At 44.1% G+C, this 25,256-nt stretch carries 24 protein-coding genes and 1 tRNA gene; 19 read left to right on the top strand and 6 right to left on the bottom strand.

Going from position 1 to position 25,256, the window contains the following annotated elements:
• The gene (locus tag ACYVI9_RS18440) at positions 1–1,458 is read right to left on the bottom strand and encodes a dicarboxylate/amino acid:cation symporter (RefSeq protein WP_460767748.1); all 1,458 of its coding nucleotides are present in this window, start codon (positions 1,456–1,458) and stop codon (positions 1–3) included.
• 189 nt (positions 1,459–1,647) lie between these two features.
• Here ACYVI9_RS18440 and ACYVI9_RS18435 point away from each other — a divergent pair, with 189 nt between their 5' ends.
• The 10 genes from ACYVI9_RS18435 (at position 1,648) to ACYVI9_RS18390 (ending at position 13,871) form a co-directional block, all read left to right on the top strand.
• Positions 1,648–3,321 carry an amino acid permease gene (locus ACYVI9_RS18435; protein WP_460767745.1) on the top strand — a complete coding sequence of 558 codons (1,674 nt, stop codon included), beginning with the start codon at positions 1,648–1,650 and terminating at the stop codon, positions 3,319–3,321.
• Positions 3,322–3,475: 154 nt separating this feature from the next.
• On the top strand, positions 3,476–4,198 hold the full coding sequence (locus tag ACYVI9_RS18430) for a YebC/PmpR family DNA-binding transcriptional regulator (protein ID WP_460767743.1): 723 nt from the start codon (positions 3,476–3,478) through the stop codon (positions 4,196–4,198).
• A 33-nt stretch (positions 4,199–4,231) separates the two neighbouring features.
• Entirely contained in the window at positions 4,232–4,561 is a 330-nt protein-coding gene (gene ytxJ / locus ACYVI9_RS18425; protein WP_460767740.1) for a bacillithiol system redox-active protein YtxJ, read from the top strand.
• Positions 4,562–5,248: 687 nt separating this feature from the next.
• Positions 5,249–6,013, top strand: a complete 765-nt coding sequence (locus tag ACYVI9_RS18420) for an energy transducer TonB (RefSeq protein ID WP_460767737.1) — start codon at positions 5,249–5,251, stop codon at positions 6,011–6,013.
• Positions 6,014–6,102: 89 nt separating this feature from the next.
• Complete coding sequence (locus ACYVI9_RS18415) at positions 6,103–7,200, top strand: YbjQ family protein (RefSeq protein WP_460767734.1); 1,098 nt, start codon at positions 6,103–6,105, stop codon at positions 7,198–7,200.
• A gap of 59 nt (positions 7,201–7,259) precedes the next feature.
• Positions 7,260–7,442: a hypothetical protein gene (locus ACYVI9_RS18410; protein WP_460767731.1), complete on the top strand. Its 183-nt coding sequence runs from the start codon at positions 7,260–7,262 to the stop codon at positions 7,440–7,442.
• 969 nt (positions 7,443–8,411) lie between these two features.
• Entirely contained in the window at positions 8,412–9,434 is a 1,023-nt protein-coding gene (locus ACYVI9_RS18405; protein ID WP_460767728.1) for a hypothetical protein, read from the top strand.
• A complete protein-coding gene (locus ACYVI9_RS18400) occupies positions 9,431–10,924 on the top strand; it encodes a hypothetical protein (protein WP_460767725.1) in 1,494 nt (497 codons plus the stop codon). The genes ACYVI9_RS18405 and ACYVI9_RS18400 overlap by 4 nt, the downstream gene beginning before the upstream one ends.
• A 25-nt stretch (positions 10,925–10,949) precedes the next feature.
• Positions 10,950–12,323: a hypothetical protein gene (locus ACYVI9_RS18395; protein ID WP_460767722.1), complete on the top strand. Its 1,374-nt coding sequence runs from the start codon at positions 10,950–10,952 to the stop codon at positions 12,321–12,323.
• Between the two features lie 1,137 nt (positions 12,324–13,460).
• A complete protein-coding gene (locus tag ACYVI9_RS18390; protein WP_460767719.1) occupies positions 13,461–13,871 on the top strand; it encodes a hypothetical protein in 411 nt (136 codons plus the stop codon).
• A 255-nt stretch (positions 13,872–14,126) separates the two neighbouring features.
• On the opposite strand, the gene ACYVI9_RS18385 is transcribed toward ACYVI9_RS18390, so the two are convergent.
• A tRNA-Met gene (locus ACYVI9_RS18385) sits at positions 14,127–14,200 on the bottom strand.
• 197 nt (positions 14,201–14,397) lie between these two features.
• On the opposite strand from ACYVI9_RS18385, the gene ACYVI9_RS18380 reads away from it, so the two are divergent.
• The 7 genes from ACYVI9_RS18380 to ACYVI9_RS18350 all read left to right on the top strand — a co-directional run bounded on the left by ACYVI9_RS18380 (position 14,398) and on the right by ACYVI9_RS18350 (position 19,936).
• On the top strand, positions 14,398–15,384 hold the full coding sequence (locus ACYVI9_RS18380; RefSeq protein WP_460767716.1) for a WD40/YVTN/BNR-like repeat-containing protein: 987 nt from the start codon (positions 14,398–14,400) through the stop codon (positions 15,382–15,384).
• 505 nt (positions 15,385–15,889) lie between these two features.
• Positions 15,890–16,558, top strand: coding sequence for a hypothetical protein (locus ACYVI9_RS18375; RefSeq protein ID WP_460767713.1), 669 nt, complete (start codon positions 15,890–15,892; stop codon positions 16,556–16,558).
• The gene (locus ACYVI9_RS18370) at positions 16,522–17,310 is read left to right on the top strand and encodes a sensor histidine kinase (protein ID WP_460767710.1); all 789 of its coding nucleotides are present in this window, start codon (positions 16,522–16,524) and stop codon (positions 17,308–17,310) included. The genes ACYVI9_RS18375 and ACYVI9_RS18370 overlap by 37 nt, the downstream gene beginning before the upstream one ends.
• Positions 17,297–17,941: a response regulator gene (locus tag ACYVI9_RS18365; protein ID WP_460767707.1), complete on the top strand. Its 645-nt coding sequence runs from the start codon at positions 17,297–17,299 to the stop codon at positions 17,939–17,941. Before ACYVI9_RS18370 ends, ACYVI9_RS18365 begins: the two co-directional genes overlap by 14 nt.
• Before the next feature lie 52 nt (positions 17,942–17,993).
• On the top strand, positions 17,994–18,515 hold the full coding sequence (locus ACYVI9_RS18360) for a hypothetical protein (RefSeq protein ID WP_460767704.1): 522 nt from the start codon (positions 17,994–17,996) through the stop codon (positions 18,513–18,515).
• A gap of 7 nt (positions 18,516–18,522) precedes the next feature.
• Positions 18,523–19,167: a hypothetical protein gene (locus tag ACYVI9_RS18355; RefSeq protein WP_460767701.1), complete on the top strand. Its 645-nt coding sequence runs from the start codon at positions 18,523–18,525 to the stop codon at positions 19,165–19,167.
• The gene (locus ACYVI9_RS18350; protein WP_460767698.1) at positions 19,151–19,936 is read left to right on the top strand and encodes a sensor histidine kinase; all 786 of its coding nucleotides are present in this window, start codon (positions 19,151–19,153) and stop codon (positions 19,934–19,936) included. The genes ACYVI9_RS18355 and ACYVI9_RS18350 overlap by 17 nt, the downstream gene beginning before the upstream one ends.
• 54 nt (positions 19,937–19,990) lie before the next feature.
• Here the strand turns inward: ACYVI9_RS18350 and ACYVI9_RS18345 are convergent, their stop codons facing one another.
• From ACYVI9_RS18345 to ACYVI9_RS18335, 3 genes are read right to left on the bottom strand one after another with little or no spacing between them, the layout of a single operon-like run.
• Positions 19,991–20,335, bottom strand: coding sequence for a DMT family protein (locus tag ACYVI9_RS18345; RefSeq protein WP_460767695.1), 345 nt, complete (start codon positions 20,333–20,335; stop codon positions 19,991–19,993).
• A gap of 14 nt (positions 20,336–20,349) precedes the next feature.
• Positions 20,350–21,090 (bottom strand): copper homeostasis protein CutC, encoded by a 741-nt coding sequence (locus ACYVI9_RS18340; protein ID WP_460767692.1) that lies wholly within the window; start codon positions 21,088–21,090, stop codon positions 20,350–20,352.
• A 42-nt stretch (positions 21,091–21,132) separates the two neighbouring features.
• Entirely contained in the window at positions 21,133–22,149 is a 1,017-nt protein-coding gene (locus tag ACYVI9_RS18335) for an isoaspartyl peptidase/L-asparaginase family protein (protein WP_460767689.1), read from the bottom strand.
• Positions 22,150–22,401: 252 nt separating this feature from the next.
• On the opposite strand from ACYVI9_RS18335, the gene ACYVI9_RS18330 reads away from it, so the two are divergent.
• Positions 22,402–22,947, top strand: coding sequence for an NADPH-dependent FMN reductase (locus tag ACYVI9_RS18330; protein ID WP_460767686.1), 546 nt, complete (start codon positions 22,402–22,404; stop codon positions 22,945–22,947).
• 23 nt (positions 22,948–22,970) lie between these two features.
• On the opposite strand, the gene ACYVI9_RS18325 is transcribed toward ACYVI9_RS18330, so the two are convergent.
• Positions 22,971–23,450 carry a nuclear transport factor 2 family protein gene (locus ACYVI9_RS18325; RefSeq protein WP_460767683.1) on the bottom strand — a complete coding sequence of 160 codons (480 nt, stop codon included), beginning with the start codon at positions 23,448–23,450 and terminating at the stop codon, positions 22,971–22,973.
• Positions 23,451–23,579: 129 nt separating this feature from the next.
• Here ACYVI9_RS18325 and ACYVI9_RS18320 point away from each other — a divergent pair, with 129 nt between their 5' ends.
• The gene (locus ACYVI9_RS18320; RefSeq protein WP_460767680.1) at positions 23,580–25,196 is read left to right on the top strand and encodes a beta-N-acetylhexosaminidase; all 1,617 of its coding nucleotides are present in this window, start codon (positions 23,580–23,582) and stop codon (positions 25,194–25,196) included.
• Positions 25,197–25,256 lie beyond the last annotated feature (60 nt).

Below are 25,256 nucleotides of genomic sequence, written 5' to 3'. Positions count from 1 at the left end.
CTAACCCGGCTCTGGTACGGCAGCTGCAATCGGGTGTTCGGTGAAGGCCACTGCTTTATCCATATCAAACTCTCCCTCCCATTTAGCAATTACTACCGAGGCCAGACAATTTCCGATAACATTTACCGAAGTGCGGCCCATGTCCATGAGCTCATCTATCCCCAGAATTGACGCTATAATAAATAAGGGCAGGCCAAACTGCTCCGCCGTAGCGATCAGGATGATCAGCGAGGCCCGGGGAATGGCGGCCACCCCCTTACTGGTAATCATCAATGTCAGGGCAATAAAGAACTGCTGGCCAAAACTCAGGTGCATCCCGGCGGCTTGCGCCACAAAAATGGAAGCCAGCGACAGGTACAGGGTGGTACCATCCAGATTAAAGCTATAGCCCGTAGGCACGACAAAGGAAACAATTTTACGGGGCACGCCGAACCGTTCCATATTTTCCATTACGACTGGCAATGCCGCATCCGAACTGGTCGTGGCAAAGGCGATTGATACCGGTTCCTTAATGGCCTGTATAAATTTGCGAATCGGAATTTTCAGGTAAAGTGCGACAGGTAGCAGGACCAGCAAAATAAAAGCCAGCAAAGCACAATACAGGGTGATCAGTAATATGAAAAGGTATTTCAGAATATCGACCCCCATATGTCCCACCGTATAGGCCATGGCTGCACCTACCCCAATAGGCGCAAAATACATGATTATATGGGTGTACTTGAACATCGCTTCGGCCAGACTTTCCATAAAATCGACAATGGGCTTTTTCTTATTTTCGGGTAATTTGGCCAGGCCAATACCGAAAATGACCGCAAAAATCACGATCTGCAATACCTGATTCTCATGAATGGATTTCACGATATTCTCCGGAAAAATATCCCTGAAAAAAGCGGTAAACTTATAAATCCAATGATTTTCTTCCGGAATCAATTCCAATGCCAGTTGGTCATCTCCCTTTACCGTATTTACTTTGGGCAGTTCATGCTGGGGCACCTTGGAAGTATCCACCCCTACGCCGGCCTTTGAGATATTGATGGCAGCCAATCCGATAAATAGGGCAATGGTGGTGGCCGAATAAAAATAAAGCAATGATTTCCAGGCCATTCTACCTACCTGTTTCAGATCCGAATGACCGGCAATCCCATAAACCAGGGTGGCAAAAAGTATGGGACCAACGATGGTTTTGACCAGTTTGATAAAGCCCTGACTGAAAGGCCGCAGTGCCAGCGCCACGCCCGGGTAATCGTGCCCCAGGAACACCCCCAACAGAATACTAACCAGAATCCAGGTTGTCAGGGATTTTTTAAAAAATGCATAAACCAGCAACAGGGCAATTAATATCCAGCGGGAACCAATCAACAGCCCATGTGGAAGTGGTGTCAGATATAAACTAATAATATGCAAAAGGGCCGCAATCGAAAATACTATAAAGGCTAACAGACCAGCTTTTGTTTTCATGTATACATTGTTGGTTTGTCTCAAAACTAAAGTTTTGAAACGAAAACCGCTAAAAATTATGGAATTATTACGGCATCCGATTCATGCCGTTGGTCCAAGTTTTCAATTGCTTTTATAATTATTTCCTTATTTTTCACTTTTGAAATTGTTTTGCATCGACGAAAAAACTGTAGATTAAAGTAAATTCTTATGGGATTATTTGTACGAAAACCGCTCAACCTGTTACTGGCTGAGGCCGAAGAATCAGAAAAAGGTCTCAAAAAAACGCTTACCTCTCTTTCATTGGTAGCATTAGGTATCGGCGCCATAATCGGCGCCGGATTATTTTCAATTACCGGGATGGCTGCCGCCAATTATTCCGGTCCCGGCATCATGGTGTCTTTTATAATTGCTGCCGTAGGCTGTGCTTTTGCCGGGCTCTGTTATGCCGAATTCGCCAGTATGATACCTGTTGCGGGCAGTGCCTATACTTATAGTTATGCCACAATGGGTGAATTTATTGCCTGGATTATCGGCTGGGATCTGGTGCTGGAGTACGCCGTAGGCGCTGCCACGGTAGCCTCGAGCTGGTCGGGCTATCTGGGTAAACTGATGGCATCATTTGGTGTCGCCCTGCCGCCGGAGCTCATGATGACCCCTTTTGATGTCGCCGCAGATGGTGTGACACATGGTATCCTGAACCTGCCGGCTGTATTTATAGTAGTGCTAATGTCTCTGATACTGATCAGGGGCACCAGCGAATCTGCCTTTGTGAATGGGATCATTGTGATACTCAAAGTGGGTATCGTGCTGGCCTTTATAATCGTTGGTATTAAATATGTCAAGCCTGAAAACCTGCAACCCCTGATTCCTGAAAATGAAGGCAGCTTCGGTAAATTTGGCTGGAGCGGGGTGATCCGTGCGGCCGCAGTCGTATTCTTCGCTTATATTGGATTTGATGCGGTCTCGACGGCCGCCCAGGAGACCAAAAACCCCAAAAAAGCGATGCCGATTGGCATTATGGGCTCCCTGTTGATCTGTACCATATTATATATCATATTCGCCTATGTCATGGTTGGTGTGGTGCACTATACCCAGTTTGCCGCCGGAGGCACTGCAGACCATCTGGCACCGGTGGCCATTGCCATTGAACATATGGGAACCATGGGCGCAGACGGCGTTATCACACCGGCTTATCCCTGGCTCAATAATACCATTATTATCGCGATCCTGCTGGGTTATTCCTCTGTAATCCTGGTGATGCTGTTGGGCCAAAGCCGCGTCTTCTATTCGATGAGTGCGGATGGACTCCTGCCCAGGTTTTTCTCTTCTATTCATCCCAAGTTCAGGACGCCTTCCCGGTCGAATCTCTTTTTTATGATATTCGTGAGCCTCTTCGCGGCCTTTATTCCGGGTCGGATCGTAGGGGAAATGACCAGTATCGGCACCTTATTTGCCTTTATTCTGGTCTGTATTGGGGTAATGATCCTCAGAAAGTCCAACCCGGACGCTCCCAGGGCCTTTAGGACGCCGCTGGTGCCGCTGGTGCCGATTCTCGGAGTTGTCGTATGTTTTGGTATGATGGCCTTCCTGCCCTTCGATACCTGGATCCGTTTGATTGTCTGGATGTTGATTGGTATGGATGTATACCTTTTCTTCGGCATCAAACACAGCCGCCTCAATAAGGACAAGCACGATGCCAAGAGTTTCCGGACGGTGGCGCTCACAGGCATCGCACTGGCTGTGGTATTGGCGGGCGTAGCTTTTGCGCATCATTTCTCTTCCGATGTACAGGATAGCGCACTTTTCAAGTTCTCGTTGGGCTTTGCAGTATTGCATCTGCTGATCTACATCATCAAAATCGGGAAAAAACAAGTAGCATAATGCTTTTTTAATTTCATTTCAGGCTGTCCGGTTCGGGCAGCCTTTTTCTTTTCCCTGCGGGCCAGGCCAGAAATCAGGCGATGACAGGCCTTCGGTTGAAAATATTTTGGTAAGTTTGCTGCTCTAAAAATTCATATAATTACCGACATTATTTATGGGAAGAATATTTGAAGTTCGTAAAGCCTCCATGTTTGCCAGATACGACCGAATGGCCAAACAATTTACCAGAATAGGTAAAGAGATTGCGATTGCTGTAAAAGCCGGCGGTCCCGATCCTACCACCAATGCCGCCTTGCGCCGGGTCATGCAGAACGCCAAAAGTGTGAACATGCCCAAGGATCGTGTAGAAGCAGCCATCAAAAGAGCCCAGGGTAAGGAAATGGACAATTTTGATGAAATTCTTTACGAGGGATACGGCCCGCATGGCGTGGCGCTTCTGGTAGAAACGGCGACCGATAACCATGTTCGTACCGTGGCCAATGTAAAATCTCATTTCAATAAAGGCGGCGGCGCCATGGGTAATAGTGGCAGCGTGGCTTTTCAGTTTAATAAAATGGGTGTTTTCAGGCTCAATCCCGAAGGACTGGATATCGAGGAGATAGAATTGGAACTGATTGACCACGGATTGGAGGAAGTAGGTGAAAGCACCGATGACCAGGGTAGTGAAATCATTGTACTGCGCACTGCCTTTACGGATTTCGGTAATATGCAAAAAGCACTCGAAGAGCAATCCATCACTCCTATCAGTGCAGAAGTTGAATGGATCCCGGGCACCACGGTACCGGTAACTGACGAACAGGCCGAGGAAGTCAGTAAATTAATTGACCGGCTGGAACAGGACGAAGACGTACAAAAAGTGTTTCATAATATGGCCTGATCCTTTGGACAGGCTGCATCAATATGTATTCCTATGGAATGGAAAGAACTGGTCGATATGCCATCGCTGGACCAGATTAACGCAAAATCTAATGACCGGCCACAGCTGATATACAAACACAGCACTCGCTGTAATATCAGCACGGTGGTCAAAAACCGGTTAAATAAAACTCCCTTATCGGAGCATATCGATTTTTATTATCTCGACCTGATCGCCCACCGTGAAATCTCCAATGCCATTGCCGAGCGGTATCAGGTGCGACACGAATCTCCCCAGGTCCTGCTGATTAGCAAAGGCGTCTGTATCTATAACGAAAGCCATAACGGAATTTATATGGACGATATTCTGGAACAGGTTCCCTAGCGTAACGCTCAAAGGACGTCGTTAATGCCCGAAGTCACATCAGTTAGGGCTGCTAGTTTTGAAATTCTTACCTTTGGGTCTCAAGAGCGGAAGAAAGTTTATCAGATTGCATATCTGAGAGTGCTTTCACCGCTTTTTGAATTTATCTTTGTCCCGCGCTGGCGAACGCCCCAGGTTAATGTCCTGGATCAGTGTTCGCCGGCGCTTTTTTTTCCTGAAATCGCATTTGAATTTTATTTTTGTACTGCGCCGGAGGGATACACCAGGTGCCGTTAAATTGTCGATAATTGACAGACAAGTAAAAGCAGTCTTGTTTGCAAAAAGAAAAAGGATCGATCACAAACAGCGATTACCAAACACTGAATGAGATATCGAAACATACAGTAACTACTGAACTGACCGAATTAACTGAAAGTTTAAAGTCTTGACAAAAAAAAGCACATCAGGTTTCAGGTATTATTCACAAAATAATTCGGCAAGTGGGGCAATAGTGGGGCAAGTGGGGCTACAATCGACTCGTATTAAAAATATCATGAGACTGTAAAATATTCCTTTATGAACGACGTTATTACAATTCCTCTACTTTTCAAGACTTTCATAATTGATATATTTTTTCTTGGACAAAAGGTCCCGATTCAAAAATGGTAATTTGCAATGGATTTTCTAACTTAGACCAAACGAACTGTTATGATTAAATTTTCGCTGGCAGCATTACTACTCCCTTTAGTGTCTTTTGCTCAAAACGACCCGATTAGTGATTCATTAGAAGATGTAGTATCCGTACTTGCAAAGCCTGTGTATGTTGAAACCTATAAGGTCGTAAATACCGCAAAGTATAAGGTAGACAATGCAATATCTGGGCAATATCCGATCAAGGATGCATTAAGATACTATAATGACAATCTTTCGCATTATATGGGAAATTACAAAACTATCCAAGCAATAAAAAAGCGTCTAGATGAAACAGGTGATGATTTTATTGAGTTTGTCTTTCTTAAAGAAAAAGCTAGGATTGCCAAAGAACTTGCCGATCAGTCGAACGAACGTGTTTTAGAAATTCAAGCCGAGGAAAGTTTCGATAATAAACTAAATAATAAAAATAGGGCGGCAGATATCAGTCAGGATATAAAAGCACTTGAAGTATTTACAAAAGTGGAAGTAGAGGCCCAGTACCCCGGCAACTGGGAAAGCTTCCTTGAAAGAAATCTAGACCTTGATGTAGCCGTAGATAACGGTGCTCCTCCAGGCGACCATACTGTCATCATCCAGTTTATTGTAGATGTGACCGGGAATTTGAGTGATGTAAAAGCAGTTACTAAAGTAGGTTACGGAATGGAGCAGGAAGCGATGCGGATTATTAAAAAATCCGGTCGATGGAAACCTGCAATCCAAAATGGCCAAGAAGTAAAAGCTTTCAGGAAGCAATCTATTTCTTTTAAAGTATCCAGTTAGATTTCTTAAGAAGAAATTTAGGCGCTTAGAAAGAGAGGCGCATTTTGGTGAATAAAATCATTTTCACACTCAAAAACGTCAAAAAACTCATGAATTATAAAAATGTTTTAGTAGTAACAACTTCCGTAATTACAGGAAATAAAATTAAAGCATATTTACGACCAGTTTCCGCTCATATTGTAGTAGGTGCAAATATAATTAGAGATGCGTTTGCTTCATTCTCAGATGTGTTCGGTGGTCGTTCTCAGTCGTATCAGAAAATATTATCCTCAATGTATAAAGACGCTATAGATAAAATAAAATACGAAGCCTGGCAACAAGGAGCAAATTGCATATTAGGCATGAAGGTAGATATTAACGAAATATCAGGTGGCGGCAAGTCAATGTTTATGATTACAGCAATTGGAACAGCCGTAATTCTAGAAGAGCAATCGAATGCCGTAGCAGACGAGCCGGCAGAAATTAACCCATCTTTTATAAGTCTTGAAAATTACGAAACGCAGAAACAAAAAAATATAAATATTGAACTGGTTAAAGATCGAAAAAATAACATGACCAAGGAACTATGGGAGTATTTTACTGAAAAAAAGATAAGTGAGGTCTACCCATTTCTTTTGGATAGATATGTCGAGCATCTATCAGCTGATACAATTGACAATGAAGTTGCGGAAAGATTAACAAATCGGTTGACAAACTATATTGATGCACTTCCTGATACAAACAAAGACTTTCTTTTGTATGACAGACTTAAAAGTTCTTCGAACGTAAATGTAACGAGAAGACTGGCAAAACTTATAAAAACACTGCACCTTTTAAATTTGAACATCATAAAGGAAATGTTACTAGATCCAGATTTTCAAGTTAACAAAAAAGGTGTTGGATTACTTGGCTCCCATAATACCTCCTATGCAGCGGGTGATTTGCAAAAACTTAATGAAATAAAAGAAATTATAGGTAACGTCTTTCCCGAAAGAGGAACTAGAAAAATGAAAAAACAGTTATTGTCATCAAAAGACAAAGAGGTTTGGTCCTGTGAATGCGGAAAGGGTAACAAAATCAATATTGGGGAACGATGCGTCAATTGCAATAATGATATTTATGGATTTGATACGTATGATGTTAACCCTCAGAAGGCCATTCAATTCGTTGATGAGAAGATTAACGTCTTAACTGGATTCTTTCGATAACTACGATTAGTCCATTCAATATTTCTCAAACATTACTCACTACTCAAAACATTAAACAAATGGAACTCCTGTATCCCTTAATTCTATTAGCCGCTTTGATAATATCGATCGCTATATTGTCCGCTGTATTAAAAATTCCCGCTTTGCTTTCTGAACAGCGTCGTACAAACTCTTTACTGGCTAAAATAGCAAGGGCAAATGGAGTTCCTGAAGATGAAATAAGTAAATCGTATAAGAAATAGAATCCCTTATTATGTAATGTGTTGCACACATGGGATACTTTGAGAGTGACTAATAATGCCAAATGTTAATTCCTGCGATGGCAGGTTATTGGCATTTGTAGAGCTTAACATAATTCAAAAATTTAATGGGTTCGCGGCCCCGTGATCTGCTAAGATAAAATGGACTGTCCTTTTAGTGGTCGCGCTTTTCCGAACGAACAGACCCAAGCATAAGCGAGGGATTTCCACTTCTTTACTGGTTGACCCGGCATTACCTGCCAGACTTGATGCTGGTAATAGTACCAAAATGCTTCAGCATGCCTGACTTGTAGTCCTATACGAAAGAAGTAATGGATTACATTTGTTCGATCCGGGATTTTCACTTTTGTATCAGAATTCATTTGTCCAGATTTTATTTATTGACTGAATTAAACTGACACAAATTTGAACTTCGCGGGAAATGAAAACGGTGAGATATTGGTAGGTGGGGAAATGTTTTTTTGCAATGGGAACCCAATGGTGAAGCATTAAGATGATTCGCAAGATTGTATACAACCACATTCTTCTTTATCAAAAAGCCCGCTTGAAAAAAGCAAGTCGCTTATAGTTATCTATTCCCCTATTATCAACAATCGTTGCATCAAAGTCATAAGCAGACCCGTCCGGTATTTCATCAATGTTAATATTGTTGCAGCAAAATCGTAAAGGGCAGTTGTCTCTTAATGTTGTGCTTACCTGACGGAAATGTGTAGTTTTCATACGGCTGTTCCATAGTTCTCCACTACGCCACTAATTGTGAATTTTCTGAAACAATCAGTTTCGATATTGTTCAACTCAATACCTAAGTAGCCTCTATGACGCTGTCTACAGGGAGTCAACAATTCAAAGTTCGAACACGAAGGCAGTTACCGGTTTGTTCGTAAAAAGTATTTATAAATCGAAGAATTTGTATATTTGAAGTAATCAAAACTTAGTTTTAAACGACTGCTTATGAACTTATCATTTACCTCTTTACACCAGATTGACCATGAAACAGGCATTATTGGAATCGATATATCAAGTCAAAGTGCCGATTTAAGCATCTATGTGCAAAGGCTATTTCAGGAAATTACCACAAGCGATTCAAGTCGGCAATTTGAATTTAAGAGTGTTACCACCGAGGTCAGAACCGCATTAACAAAATTTCTCGCCAAAGAATATGCAGAAGCTGCACAAATAAACTCAACGAGGCTGCTAGATGTAGAAATTTCCGCACAGGAAGGAATCAGCCATTTGAATAAAGAAATTCAGAAAGGCAGTCTCTTTCAGGCTGTAATAGAAAATGGTGATGGGTTAAAATCGGTAATTATCAGTAAGGCAGATCATAACGAGTACCTGGACGAGTTAGACTTTACCTTAAGAAAAGGATTGCCCTGGAAAAAGCGCATCTTCAAAGCTTTCCTCGTGAACTTTGATGATGCAGGTAATCCGATCGCTCTTTATGTCTACGACACCAATCAAAAAATATCAAGATACTGGTGGGATGACTACTTGGAACTACGGGAAAAGTATACTGATTCTCATAATACAAAAACAAGCCTGGATATCCTTGATAAAAAGATTTTTTCAAAAATAAGGAAGGAATTTCATTCCGATTACTATGTGCTCAGAAATGCTGCCATCAGATATTTCAGGTCTAATGAAGATTTTGAACTAGAAGATTTTATTAACGAAACCTTTGACGGCTATCAACCCCTGAACGACGGTTTTACCCCCGCCAAGGTCGAGAGTTACAAGAAAAAGATTCGCGAGCTTCCCGAAAAATGGAAGTTTGATCAACGATTTTCAATTACTCGGGCCGATGTCAGCAAGAGAGTGAGCAATCGGTTTAAACTTACGGACACTATCGAACTGGTATTAAACGACTATGTCCCCGACATCGAAAACTCAATAGTAAGCGAGCAGGATGAGGAAGGGACAAAATGGGTTAAAATAAAATCGGACATTGGATACGAGCAATTCAAAAAATTATGAGTTTCAGAGATATCATACAGCAAATATTTCCCATAAAAGACTTGGTATCAGTTTCAGACAAAATCTCTGAATATAAGATTAGTTATACGACCACCCAAGAAGGTTTAAATATAGATGGTCTGCCGCAGTGGTTTCATAACCTGGAAACATCCGATAAAGTAATACTCAGCGTTAAAATTTATGATACGCTTACAATTGATTCTACGGCGGCATCTTTCGATCCTTTTATAGGAAAAGTAAAGGAAGATATCCTCATTGTTGAAGATGAAGACATCGAGGTGACCTTCACCGCTTCCAAGGCTAACAGTAAGGGTACAGTAAATATTTATGATTTTACAGAATTTAATAACTTCTTTCAGGCAAGAACTATTTCAGAAGTATTAAACCTATTATCCCCGTCGCTGATCCGGAATAATACCATAACTTTCAGGATTCTTTACGACGAAGTGGATGAACTTTATAGCGAGCAGATACATTTTCTGAATGCATCCTCACTGCCAGTTGCAACTCCAATCGGCAAAATTGACTCCAATAAGATCAGAACGAATTGCCATTTCGAGAACTTCTCTAACTTCCCATTTACAGCGCACACGTTCAAACTAATTAAAAGGCCGGATGTCCAAAATGTCATCGCCGAAAAACTGGATAGGCTAACATTTATTTTCTATATCGTCGGCCTGTTCGATATAACTTCGATCAGGGAAAATATATTCTACTCGAAGGTGAACGGTTTCAAGTCTTTTGAATTTACCGACAACTTGGATACAATAGACATCGGTTCCATTGCTGAGTATCAGAAAATATATGAATGGGTATACGCAGACACAAGCCATGTAACTGATAAGATTGGACTTGTCCGAAATATATTATCCGTCCACCTTGCTACCAATAGTTATGCCATCAATGACAACGTATTCACTTCCGTAAACTCTGGTTTTAAAACCTATTTACAGAACAACATTAACAAGTATATTGATGTTAGAGGCAGAATTACAGATCAGGTGAATCTAATCTCTCAAAAATTAAACGATCTGGCTGAAAAATATCTGAATAATTATCAAAAAAGCAATTTTGCCTTTATCTCATTTTTCATCTCCGTCTTTCTAATCCGGGTTCTAAGCGCGAAAGACACCAGCCATTTACAAAGCGTATTTGATAGAGACACAACGCTTCTTTTCTTTTCCCTAATAGGGGTTTCACTCCTATATTTTCTTTTTTCTTTAGCAACCTTCGTCACCGATATTAAGAGATTAAAAGTAAAATATGAATTGCTTAAAAGTCGAAACGAGGACTTGTTGGACAAAATAGATATTCAAAAAATTTTAAACAACGACCAGGAATTCAACTCGGACATCGGATATATCAACAAGAGAAAACACTTTTATACTGTCTTGTGGATCATAACAATCCTGATATTTGTCTGTGCCGTGCTTTCTCTTTCCAATCTTATTAACTGGTCAACAATTTTTCACTGCACACACAAAAAGTAATATAAACCATAAAATTCTCATATTCATGGAGGATATTCTTTCCTATTTAAAAAACGTTCCGGATGCATTGCCCTTCCGCACCGATTTTGATGAGCCGAACACCGAAGTAGTTTTTTATGAAGGCGACTACCAACTGAAAATAGGCGATATCTATCACAATATAATGGGCAAGTTGGTATATTCATGGACGCCCGAAATTCGTGCAAAGTTTACCGGCACAATTAGCACTGGCGGTCTGCACGCAGCCCACTCCTTGTTGGGAAGCACCCTAAAAATATTTGTGGGCGACATCCTCGTAGGTCAGGGGTTTATCATGGATATCCAGGTGCCGTCGGAAGGACGGCTTTCCCTCAACGGCATTTTTTCAGGAAAGATTATCCTGGGTGATGAAAAACGTAAGGTGGATAAGGTTTCCTTTTCTATCCCGAACCATTATGAATACCATGGTGAACCGGTTAAAACCAGTATTAGCGTTGGGAACTATCGGCTGCAATTCTCAACAGAAGATCACAAAATCATCATTGATAAACATCCAAAATATAAACAAAGAACTGAAAAGCTTAAAGCTCAGGGAGGTTACCTAATCCTCTGTACAGGAGAGATCCAGTTTAAGAAAGACAAGACTATCGACCAGGCGACAAAGCTCTGTCACTGCTTACGCTATTTCCTCAGTTTTTTGAATGGTCAAAGGACGGCACCCCTGTTCCTCTTTGGCCACAAAAATGACGAGATCGTCTGGCAACACTATGGCAATTTCAATCCATCTCCTTTCATGCAGATCGAGAACTGGGGCACTCGGTATTCAAAAATGGAATTAGGCCCCGCTTGGGCCAATTTTCTAAAACTATGGGATGTGCCCGATCATGCCAGCTTTCTGACTTTCGCCATCCGGTGGTATGTAGAGGCCAACACCAAAAATGGTTTTCCTGAAGGTGCACTTATCATGGCGCAAACAGCGCTGGAATTGATCTTTAACTGGTGGATCGTTGAGAACAAAAAGATCATTCTTGGTAGCGACGCAAAAAACCTCTCCGCCGAAAACAAAATCCGGCTGATACTATCCAATAGTAATGTGCCGGCGGAGCTGCCGCTATATATTCTGGCCGATTTTAAACAACACAATTACAAGGAAGAACATAACGACGGCCCAAACTTCATCGTTACACTCAGAAATGCAATTGTTCATGCAAATCAAAACAAAAGGAAAAAGATATTCGAGCTATCTTCCCGTATCACTTTCTTGGCCCTGCAACTCAGTCTGTGGTATGTGGAAATGGCATTGTTAAGAATATTGGAGTATCAAGGAAAATATTATGACCGCAACAATTCAATACGCTGGCATGGGACAGATCACGAACATTATGTTCCCTGGGTGACACCTCTGAAAGGCCAAGAGTAAAAGAATAAAAACTTGGATAATTAACGCATATATCTAATAACTTACAATTTATCAAAGCGATACGAAGAAAATAAAAACGGGAATTCTCATTTTTTAGATGAAAATTCCCGAATAGTAGCGGAGATGGGACCATATTTGAACACCTTCTAAAGATTTCGCGAGTAATCCGGGATTACGCGACAAAATAATTCCGCGCAAAATAAGAGGCGGCCAAACGGCCACATCTTTTAATGTTTTGGAGCCCAGGGGTACCGGCAGCATTCCCCGGAGTGGAGGCATATAGCCCTTATAACTCCAGAACATAGGTAAGGAGAATGGCTTTTTACTGGTTAGTTGTGCAAAAAGTATTCAGCCTTCAGCACTTTTTCGCAATTCTTTTGGGGGAAATAAATGCTTATGACAAAGACTGAAATCAATGAGCTGGATGCAATTCTGGCTGCATACCATGCAAACGGGAGTCAATTAAAGTGGGATGAGTACAAAAAAGATCATCAGGGTTGACGGATGCTAATATTGCAAATTATAGAAATCGCCTTGTTGCATTAGGGCTGATTTCAATAGTTAGACCGCCGACTCAATTGAAGCTCTCCGGAGAAAATCAGTGCATCACTTCATTAAACGACATCGGAAGTCTGACTACATCGGTGGCGAAATACATGAAAGATCAAAAGACACTGCATTCTGGTGCCGTTTCCAAAGCCTGGCGCGATAAGAACTGGTGGTTTGGATTCCTACTCGGATTGGCGTCCGGAATTATTAATTCATTGGTAGTTTGGCTTATATCGACCCACGACTAGAAAGGATGCCCTATTTACTATATAGGGCAGGTCCCAAAAAATAGGTGAAGACCAGCAGCCTTCACCTGCACCCGGGAGGTGATTGGTTACACCCGCCCCGGCAGCACAAATCTACGAAAAACCCAGGAAATTCATTTTTTCATGTATTTGAAACACCAACAACTGCAATATGACGAAAACGAATCAAAATTAACATGATGTCAATCCGCACCTTATATTGCCGTTCGATCCAAATTAATAAGCATTCGGTTTGAAAAAGACAATTCAGGATTTATAGCGAAAGAACAACTCGCCTTTGCAACCATCAATTAAAAAACTGTTTAACAATAAAACTAAATAAATGAGAAAAAAGTCTAAACTAGTTATTATCGCTGTCGCAGTATTACTAACGCAAAGTTGTGCAACCATTTTTACCGGCTCACGTCAAAAGTTCACTATCGAAAGTACTCCAAGTGAAGCTAAAATTACTATCACCGACATTGACCAGAAAGAAGTATTTACCGGCGTAACGCCCGCCACCGTAAAACTAAAAAAAGGTGCAGGCTTCTTTTACAAAAATGAGTACCTCGTTAAATTATCTACTGATGGGTACGAAGATAAAATCGTGCCTATTAAATTTGGCATCAATGGTTGGTACTTCGGAAACATAATAGTTGGAGGAGCGCTTGGGATGGTAATTGTTGATCCGGCTACTGGGGCTATGTGGCAGTCCCGAAAAAGTGAAATTATCGAGGAATTGAAGAAAAAATAATCGTACAGCAATGAGAAAGGATTGATGTGGGTTACTATGGTTACCGATAAATCCGAACCCATAAGTAAAAGAACCAATTTGCTTCTCAGGTAGTTCAGATGGCTTGAGCATTCAAACTCGTTGCTGTAATCAATTATTGCGGTCCCTGAAAGATAAAAAAGAATAAATCTTGAATTCCAGGCACCACTTTGGGCATAACAAAGCACAAAAAAGGACCTAATCTATTAAATATTAATTGATTAGGTCCATATCATGTAGCGGGGATGGGAGTTGAACCCATGACCTCAGGGTTATGAATCCTGCGCTCTAACCGCCTGAGCTACCCCGCCCTAATTTTTCGGATTCCGTACCTGAAAAGGTGGCCTCCTTTGGCTGCAGTTTGAACTGCTACTGACGTATTGCGGTTGCGCCAGCCCGTAAACGGGGTGCAAAAATAGAGATTTCAGGTTTAATTCTAAAATGATTTTTCAAATTATTATTCCTCATGCAGGTACGTAAAAAAAAGGGTTTTCAGTATTTTTAGTTCATGAGAAATCTAATCATTTGTTTCCTTTTGGGTCTGGGTGGGCTCTCGGCAGGCGCCCAGGAACTGACTTTATTACCCGGCCATGGGAAAACCAGCTTCCGGGGACTGAGTATCGCCGGCAATGCCATATGGGTTAGTGGCAGCCAGGGTACTGTGGGCAAGTCCCTGGACGGGGGCCTTAATTGGGAATGGCTACCGGTTCCGGGCTACGAAAAAGTAGATTTCAGGGACATAGAAGCTTTTGATGAAAACACTGCCATCATCATGGGGATCGCCAGCCCTGCCTACCTATTAAAAACCACCGATGGCGGTTTGAGCTGGAAAAAGGTTTATGAAAATACCGATCCCAATATTTTCCTCGATGCCATGGCTTTCAAAAACAGAAACGAAGGTCTGGTCATTGGCGATCCTATTGACGGAAATATCTTTGTTGCCGCCACGACTGATGGCGGTGAGAGCTGGGAGCCATCCAATATATTACAACTGCCAAAAGCCCTGAATGGAGAAGCTTTCTTTGCCGCCAGTGGTACTAATATCAGCTGGTCCGGGCGGCAGTATCTGCTGGTGAGCGGGGGAACGCATGCCCGCTTTTTTTCTGCCGGGTCCGTCCTTGTCCTACCCACCACGCAGGGCGGTCAAATGACCGGATCCAATAGCATCGCTGCCCGGGGTAAAACCCTGATGGTAGCTTCCGGTAATTACACCGATCCTACGCATCGGGACAGCAGCTTTGTCCTGAGCCGGGACGGCGGACTTAGCTGGCAACTGCCTGAAGTCATGACAGGCGGGTACCGGAGTTGTGTAAGTATCATCAATGAAAAACTTGCCGTCACCTGCGGACTCACAGGCATTGACCTGTCACGGGACGGGGGACTGCGCTGGAAATCTGTCAGCCGGGAAAGCTTTAACAGCTGTGCCTACAGCAAGGCCGATCATGCCGTCTATTTTGTCGGAAATAGTGGCAGGCTGGGTAAAATGCTGTTATAGCATCCCCCAGCCCGCCTAATTGCTCTCCACGGTCAGTTTTGGCGCTTCTCAGAAGTTAGCGGCTATTCGTTTCAAATTGTCCAGACAAAAATAAGCCGCCTGACCGGTACCCGTCAAGGTGGAAATCCCCGTTTTTAATACGGGAAATTTCCCGGTATGGGGTTGAGAATAAGTATGTATGTTTGAATAGTAATTATTTATTAACCTCATAACAACAAAACATGGCGAACAAAGAATGCAAGATCGAGTATTGCTTTACCCGGGAACACATCGAAGAATTGCTTAAAAACAATCCCAGGGCCAAAAACATCATTGTCTCTCACAGTATCGTTATGAAAAGAATTTCCAAGACAGTCACGCTTCCGGTTGTGGAAATTCAGGCTTGTGCTGATAACGGCGGTAAGAAGTCCCGATCAGTAAAAAAGACGGAATGCGTCCCTGGTTGTCCTTATCCCCCCGGATGTCCTACACCCAGAAAAAATAATCCGTCATAAAAGTTCAGTTTTTGAATTTCCTCTATTTTATATTGAATAATTTTGACATTATCGGTCCGTTGTTCCCCATCATCATTTTTCTGTTCAAGAAAAAGGACTTTCCCCCGGAACTTCGGCTGGTCTTCATTTTCTGTTTAATCCAGTTGCTCTGCAACACCACCGCCCAGATTATCGGAACGGGCATGAAATTAAACAATTACTGGGTCTACAAACTCAATACAATCGCTTCCTTTATTACACTTACCCTATTATTTGGAAAACATTTATTAAAAGTCAGTCGCACCAAACTAACTATGATGGTGATTGTGTGGCTGCTGTTCAGCTTTATTCCATTCGCATTTGGGGATGGTGTCATTACCTACAATAGCTATAGTGCCGCTTTAAGCAGCATAGCTATTGTAGCGTATTGTCTTTACTTTTTCTATATCAAACTAATTCAGTCTTCTCCTGAAGAAAGTGTCCCCTCCACACCCGTTTTCTGGTGTGTTATCGGACTTTTCACCTATTATGCCGGCGGGTTCTTTATTTTCATATCTTACAAACTTTTAATTGAGGAGACAACTGGAAATAGTGTAGGTCGCCTGTGGCAGTTTCATAATCTGCTGCTTTTTATTTGCTGTCTGTACATTTGTTACGGCATAATATGGAAAAATTATCAGAAGATATCATTGTCGTCTTAGGCGCATCAGTATTCCTACTACTGATTACCCTATTCATTGTTTTTTTATTGATGGCCTACAAAAAAAGAGATAAAACACATGTACTGGAGCGTAAATCGCTGCAGGAAAAATTCAATACCCAGCTGCTTCAGTCTCAGATTGAAGTGCAGGAACAGACTTTTCAGCAAATCGGCAAAGAGCTTCATGACAATGTCGGGCAGCTACTGAGTACTTCCAGAATGCTGATCGGACTGGCCGAACGCTCCATGAAACAACCACCCGATACCCTCCTGACCGCCAATGCGACCCTGGGCAAAGCCATCAGCGAACTCCGTTCCCTTTCCAAATCCCTGGACAAGGAATGGCTGGAGCAATTCGACCTGATGGACAACCTCCACGCTGAAATCGACCGGATCAATGCGGCGACCATACTGGAAGCCACACTGACTGCCAATGACAAACCAAAAATGCCTTCGGCCAGCCAGATCATATTATTCAGGATCATTCAGGAAGCCATGCAAAACGCCATTAAACACGGACAAAGCAAGCACCTCGATATCCAGATCAGTGCCGCAGGACAACAGTCCCTGATTATTATCAGGGACGACGGCCTCGGATTTGACAGATCCAAAAAATCCAGTGGTATGGGCCTTTCCAATATGCGCTACCGTACCGAACTATTGGGCGGTCATATTGAATTTGATGCCGCACCCGGAGCAGGAACCTGCATAACGATTACCATACCCGAAAAACCTGACAATGGAGAAAATTAAGATCGGTCTTGTTGACGACCACCAGCTATTTTTGAAATCACTAAGCCTGATGCTGGACAGTTTCAAAAATTATGATGTTATTATAGAAGCTTCCAACGGCAAGGACCTGCAACAAAAACTCAGCGGCAAGAAAGAACTGCCCGAAATCATGCTTATTGACGTGAATATGCCCGTCATGAACGGCATCGAAACCGCACGCTGGCTGATGGAAAACTATCCACAGATCAAACCCGTTGCCCTGTCGATGAATGCAGATGACAACGCCATTGTAAGTATGTTCCGCGCGGGATGTTGCGGCTACCTGTTAAAAGACACCCATCCCAATGAACTGGAGAAAGCCCTGGATGAAATTCACAGGAAAGGATATTATAATGCAGATGCCGGCAATATCAATTTCAGGAGATTGCTGACAAAGGCGGACGAGAAGGACAATCTGTCCATTACCCCCCGTGAACTCGAATTCCTGAAATATGCCTGCAGCGATCTTACTTATAAACAAATTGCGTCAGAAATGTCACTCAGTGAGCGAACGATCGATGGGTACCGGGAGTCTCTTTTCAAAAAGATGAATGTATTGAGCCGTGTCGGTCTCTGCCTCGAAGCCCTCCGCCGTGAACTGGTGCAGTTGTAAAAATATATTTTACGTAGATTACGCTTCCTAATTCACCAAAAAACCATCAGTTATGAGCAATTCTGCCAACCTCAGTTTTAAGAAAACCCCGTTATATCTGTTATTGATCCTCCTGGGCATGCTCCTGGCTTATATTATCGGTCTTGCCGGTATTAACAGAGATCCGGTCATAAAGGTGGAAAACAGTGCCGAACTCATCGACGACAGTCTGGCGCGCGCTTTTGTGATGGCCTACGCCGAGGACCAGCGCAAGCTTCCGGAAGCAGACCGCCTGGTGGCGGCAGCTGCACCCCAGGAAGGCTTACAGGGATTCTGGGTCACCAAAGCCACACTGGAAGAGCTGGACAACGCCATCAAGAAAAACAATGTCAAAGCGAAAATTGTAGGATACAGCCTGCTGTTAGGGAAAGCCGATCCGGGCCTGAATAAACGTGCTTATAACCTCGTTATCCGGGGCAGTTTGCTGAAAGAAGACGAGGCGGCCGGCTCCGGAACGGCACAAAAGCTGCTGCGAATTGAAAATTATCAGGATTCAGAAGAAGCCATAGAAATGGTGGATCCTATTATTAACTGACAAGGTCGTGAGAATTGAGCTGCGCTTTATTGTTTATCTGCTGTTATTACTGGCCATCACCGTATTCGGATGCATTCACTATAAAAAGCTTTCGACTTCGTTTCGGCTGATTGTCCTGTTTATCGGCTATACTTTTCTGAGTGAACTGGGGACCCGTTTTCTCAAAAATGGAGGACCGTTTTACCATTTTTTCATTCCGGTACAGTACCTGGTCCTCACGGGCTTTTACAGTTTCTACCTGGAAAAGTTCAGAACCCTTCTTAATTGGTCGGCCCCTGTATTTGTTCTGTTATGTATTATCAATCTCAGATATTATCAGTCCGTTTATGCCATTCCTTCCAACCCCACGCTGGTAGCCGGACTCATTATTACCATCTGTGCCCTGCTCCTTTTTCAGCAAATGCTGAAATCACTGAGCGGCCTGCCCATCTACCGTCAGGAACTGTTCTGGTTCAATACCGGAGTACTGATCCAGTTCAGCATCACTTTTTTCTGCTGGAGTTTCTATAATTATTTTAGAAGAACGGGTATCGATGTCGGCGTGCTGATGAACATGGTCTATTATATTGGCCTGCTGTACAATTGCTTCATTGGGGTGGCCCTGTATTTGAATGCCAGAAACCATAAAAGCGTTAATGATCATGCAAATTAATGCCTCGGAAATATATTTTTTTATCGTTACCGCTATTCTGTTGATCAGCGCCCTGGCCATTTTCATCATATATTTCATCATCACTTATTATAAAAGGCAGAAAGAGAATGAGCGGGAAAAACAACGCCTGGAATCCCGGTTCAGGGAAGACTGGCTCAGGAGTACCATTGAAATTCAGGAAAAAGTATTTGAAGACATCAGTCGTGAACTGCATGATAATATTGGCCAACAACTTTCTGCCGCCTCAATTTACCTGAATCTGGCTTCCCAGGACCCCGGAGAACCCGACCCGAAACTGCTGACCTGCCGTGATATCATTTCCGGCAGTTTACAGGACCTGCGCAGCCTGTCGCAGACCCTGCTCGGTGAAAAGATTTCAGACCTGGGCCTGATCGGATCTTTGGATTTGGAAATAAAAAAAATAAATAAACTTGGTATCAGCACGGCCCGGCTTTGCACTACCGCTTCCGATATAGAGATAGATCGGCAGAAACAGATTATCCTGTTCCGGATCATTCAGGAAGCCATCAGCAATGCGATCAAACACGCGCCAGGTTGCAGGATCGACATTCATCTGGATGAACAGCCGGATCAGATCCGTATACGGATTGCAGATAACGGAAGGGGCTTCGACACAACAGCCGTCAGCCAGAATGGTATCGGGCTCCTGAATATGCACCGGCGGGCCCAAACGATTGGTGCCGATTTTTCATTGCAAAGCAGTCCCGGCCAGGGGACGCAGGTCACGATTTGTCTGCCGACCCGCTGAAAGCGTCACGCCCGGGGGCCGGGTAGATTTACCACGGGGATCCCTGGCAGACAATTATTTAATATCGGCAAAGGCAAAATAGACCGCACCCAACAGTAAAAGAAAACTAATCAGGTATTTCCAATGAAAAGGGTTATTGGGGGTAAAAAATACTGCATAACTGCAGAAAACGACCAATGTCACCACTTCCTGAACCATTTTAAGTTGAAAAAGACTGAGTCCGGATTTATCGCCCAGGCGGTTGGCGGGTACCGTCAGGCAATATTCAAAAAATGCAATACCCCAGCTGATCAGTACCGCCTTCCATAAAGGCCACCCCTGGTGCTTGAGATGAAAATACCAGGCCAGGGTCATAAAGACATTCGAACAGACCAGCAGCAGAATGGTTCTTATCGGCATAGCAGACAGCAGGTTTACTGTAATTGCGCTTTTAACTTTCGGACGGCTGCTGCCTGGACGGTAAAATGATCATTCTCTGCATGGCCCTGAAAAGCCGGTGGAAAAAAATCCATCCGGCTGGGCTCCGGCTCCCGCATCGAAGCATGAAACTCCCGGCAACCTGTATGATCCCGCAACTGACGGACATTATCGGGATGCACCCCGCTTCCGGGCATAATAATAATTCTTCCGGCCGCCTGTCTGTTCAGTGCAGCAATCTGCTCCATACCCTGCGGTGCTGTCGGCTGCTGACCACTGGTCAGAATTCTTTCGCAGCCGATCTCGATGAGTTGCTCCAGGGCTTTTTCCGGCTCCAGGCAACGGTCGAAGGCCCGGTGAAAAGTAACCCCCAAGGGATAAACGCTTTCCACGATGGCGGCTGTCCTTTTGGTATCGATACTGCCGTCACGGTTCAGAAAGCCAATTACTACGCCATCGCAACCCAGTTCCCTGCAAGCGAGTGCATCGGCCTGCATACAGTCAAACTCTTCCTGGGTATACAGGAAATCCCCGCCCCTCAGGCGAATGATCGGGTATAACTTAATGTCATAGGCTTCCCGCAGTTTCCGGATAACACCGATGGACTGTGTGGTACCGCCTTCACCCAGATTGGCGCAGAGTTCAATTCGGTCCGCACCGCCGGCAATGGCATTTTGAGTAGAAGTAAAATCTGAAGTCGCTATTTCGACGATATAAGGTCCAGGGGCATCTTGCATATATACTATTATTGAAAATTCAACGAATCCTTCTTATATAGTTTAGTCATTGAACCAGCTTTTGACGGCTACCAGTCTTTCTCCCGTACCCGTTTTGATGGCATAACTGAAGCCTTTGTGCAGGGCGCAGGCTCCCACGACGCCGTTTTTGTTCAGGGCAATAAAAGCTACCTGAATTTCTTTGGCGGCTTCGCCTTTGATACGGGCGATGCGTTCAATAATTTTCTGGCAGGCCAGTTCAGGGCCATAACCTTGTCGCATCATTTCAACGACGGAATGTGAACCGGCTACCCGGATAACGTCCTCTCCCTGACCGGTAGCAGTGCAGGCACCCACTTCCCCATCCACATAGAGTCCGGCGCCAATTATGGGTGAATCTCCTACCCGACCCCGCATTTTAAATCCCATACCACTGGTAGTGCAGCTGCCGGCCAGTCTGCCCTGGGTGTCGAGGGCGACCATCCCGATCGTATCATGGTTCCAGGCGCCGTCTATCTGATGGGGCGCAAAGGGGGCATGCCCTTTGGTTTCCCGGTTGATTTCGGGATGATAATCAGATTTTTTCAGCCATTCCTTATAAGCTTTTTCGGCATCCGGTGAAAGTTCCTGGGGTTCCAGCGCAAATCCTTCTGCAACTGCAAACTGTTGCGCCCCACTACCCACCAGCATTACATGGGGGGTTTTCTCCATAACTTTTCTTGCTACCGAAATGGGATGTTTGATCCGTTCCAGAAATGCCACACTGCCACAATTGTACTGATGATCCATAATACAGGCATCCAGTGTGACGATCCCATCACGGTCAGGATTGGCGCCCAATCCCACACAACAGTTAATTTCAGACTCGGTCACCATCACCCCTTTTTCAACCGCGTCCAGTGCTGCGCCGCCACTGCCCAGGACCTCCCAGGCGCCCTTATTGGCCCGCAGACCGGCGTCCCAGGTAGAAATGACCACCGGCCCGTTATAGCCAACCGGATTACGGGCCTGTATGGATCTGCCCACCGTGGTGGCCAGCCCGGTCAGGGCCCCTATTTGCAAAAATTTCTTTCTGTTCATCTTTACACCAAATAAGCCGAAGTGCTGAATACTGCATGCGGTCACGGTGTGGCGACCAACTGCTTCGGCGATTAAAACCTGATAACGAAATTAAGGTTTAAACCGATATTGCCGGGGCAGCGCACTGTTTTTTAAAAAGCCGGTTCCTGCCTGTAATAGCACGGATAAGCGGACGAAATCCGAATTTTCAGGCCCGATTGTCAACAATTCTGTTACTTCGTTGTTATTTAGTAAAATTTTTCTGATCCATTCATGAATATTGAAATCATCTCCGGCAGTGCCCGAAAAGATAGTCTTACCGTCCGTGCTGCCTATGCGGTACAAAAATGGCTGACCGAAAACACTGATCATCATATTGGCCTGATTGACTGTCGCGAAGTCCATTTACCCTGGATAGAACGGGTATTTAATTCGTTGGATAATACACCGGACGAGTGGAAACCACTGTTTAGCCGGATTTTTGATGCCGATGCATTTATATTTGTCACGCCTGAGTATAATGGCAGTTACGCACCCAGTCTGAAAAACCTGGTAGATCATTTTCCCAAACAACTGCACAAGACCTTGGGCATTGTGACCGCCTCCAACGGTGGATTCGGTGGTTTGCGCAGCGCACAGCAACTGATACTGCTGGGTGCCGGTATTTTCACCGTTGTCAGCCCGCAGTTACTGGTAATTCCGCAGGTAGATAAAAAATTTGATGCTGAAGGTAATTTGACCGACCCCGCATTCGAAAAGAGCATCCACAATTTTGCATCCGAATACCTCTGGCTGGCAGAGCGTGTCGCAGCAAAATAGGCACTGTCTCTCAAATGCCGGTACTACTGAATCTCGGGATGGGCCAATAGAAAAGCCTCCAGGTTCCGGAGCGCCTGCTTATGAACCTTTTTCTTCATCCAGCCGGTCCAGCCCAGCAGTTTTCCTTTCCATCCGAAAGCCTGTCCCAGCCAGGTACTCAGTCGGAACCCGTCGCTGTGTTCAATGATCAGGCCATCTGCAATCTTCATAAAAGCTTTGGCTCGGTTGGTGACGTGATTTCCGGTGCCGCTGAAACTGTAATCAGCGACCCAGTTACAGGTAATATAGGCTTCGTCCACATCGGCGATTTCACCGTAATTCAGAGTAAAATCCCGGGCGTTGGATAATAACATGGCCCACATACCCCTGACCTGGCGTCCCTCCAGAAGGCCAAATACCGGATCACTAAATAGTATGTCGGCACTGTAACAGCTGTTCATGGACTTATAATCCTTGTTTTTAAAAGCCTCATAGAAAGTTTCCACCAGTTCTTTATTCGTCATAATTACATTTTTAAGGCAAACGTTTGCACGCCCTGCCATGATCATTTGCTGTCCAAAAATACTTATCTTGGCTTCATGAATAGCTTAAAATTTATGCGATGGCCCCTTGCCGTCTTAACGTACTGCCTTTTGGGTCAGGCACTATTTGCCCAATCCCCTCAAATCATCCCCAAACCCCTTGAACTTAGCGTACAATCCGGAAATTTCCTGATTACCAAAAATACACCGATCATTGCCACCACCGGTGAGGACAGAAAATCTGCAGCATTTCTGAATGATTACCTGCAACATTGCTATGGTTTTAGTCTTCCGGTACAACGCTCCGGTAAAAAAGGCATTCTGATCAGCTCCAAAAAAGGAGACCGCGATGCTTATACCCTGATTTCAGGCAAAAACGGTGTACAAATAAAGGGCAGCAGTGCCGCCGGTGCTTTTCTGGGTCTTCAGTCCCTGATCCAGTTATTGCCCACAGAGCGCTCACAGAGCCTTTCCATCCCGGCTGTGACCATAACGGATGCCCCGGCCTCTAAATACAGGGGCCTGATGCTGGATGTTGGCCGGCATTATTTTCCGCTCTCTTTTGTAAAAAGGTATATCGACTATATCGCCTTGCATAAAATGAATTATTTCCACTGGCATCTCACCGAAGATCAGGGCTGGCGGATAGAAATCAAAAAATATCCCAAATTGACCGAAGTGGGTGCCTGGAGAAACGGCACCATCGTCGGCAGGTTCCCCGGCACCGGCACGACCAACGAAAAATATGGCGGTTTTTATACACAGGACGAGGTAAGGGAAATTGTCAAATATGCGGCCGACCGATATATTACCGTAATTCCGGAAATAGAAATGCCCGGGCATGGCAGTGCAGCGATCGCCGCATATCCTTTCCTGAGTTGCTTTCCGGAAAAAGCCACTTTTGAATTTTTCAAAAAGAATAAAAACAAACCCGAATTCTGGGCCGGACCGCAGGAAGGCAAACAGGTCATGCAGAGCTGGGGTGTCTATGATGATATTTTCTGTGCCGGTAAGGAAAGCACTTTTGAATTTCTGCAGAATGTACTGGATGAAGTATTGCCCCTGTTCCCATCCAAAATTGTGCATATCGGCGGGGATGAAGCGCCGAAGACCAATTGGGAACAATGTCCCAATTGTCAGCGCCGGATCAGCGACCTGCATATCAAATCTGATGATAAGCATAAAGCCGAACACTACCTGCAGAGTTATTTCGTACAAAGAATTGAAAAGTACCTGAACAGTAAAGGCAAGACACTGATTGGCTGGGATGAGATCCTGGAGGGCGGACTGGCACCCAATGCCTGGGTGATGAGCTGGCGTGGTGAAAAAGGTGGTATCCAGGCAGCGAAGGAACACCATAATGTGATTATGACGCCGACAACCTACGCCTATATAGATTACCAGCAGGCGCCCAAAGAAGATTCCGTCACTATTACCAATAATAATGGCAGGTACCTGGACATCGCAAAAGTCTACAGCTGGAAACTGTTGCCGGATGCGCTGAGCCCGCAGGAGCAGCAATATATTTATGGCGGCCAGGCCAATCTCTGGACCGAATATATCGATAATGGTTCCAAGGTGGAATACATGATTTTCCCTAGGGTGGCGGCAGTTAGTGAAGTCCTATGGACGCCCCAGAAGAACAAGAACTGGGAAGACTTTTCAAAGCGGCTCATTACCCAGAAAAAACGTTATGATCTCTGGGGAACCAATTATTATGGCAAATAGTCTGGAGATTTATCAGTCCGGCGAAGTCAGCAATCCTGAAAATAGATTAAGTTTGCTGCG

Source organism: Niabella terrae (assembly GCF_054783135.1).
The sequence above is the reverse complement of the archived record's forward strand: the minus strand, read 5'-3'. Positions and strand labels throughout refer to the sequence as shown.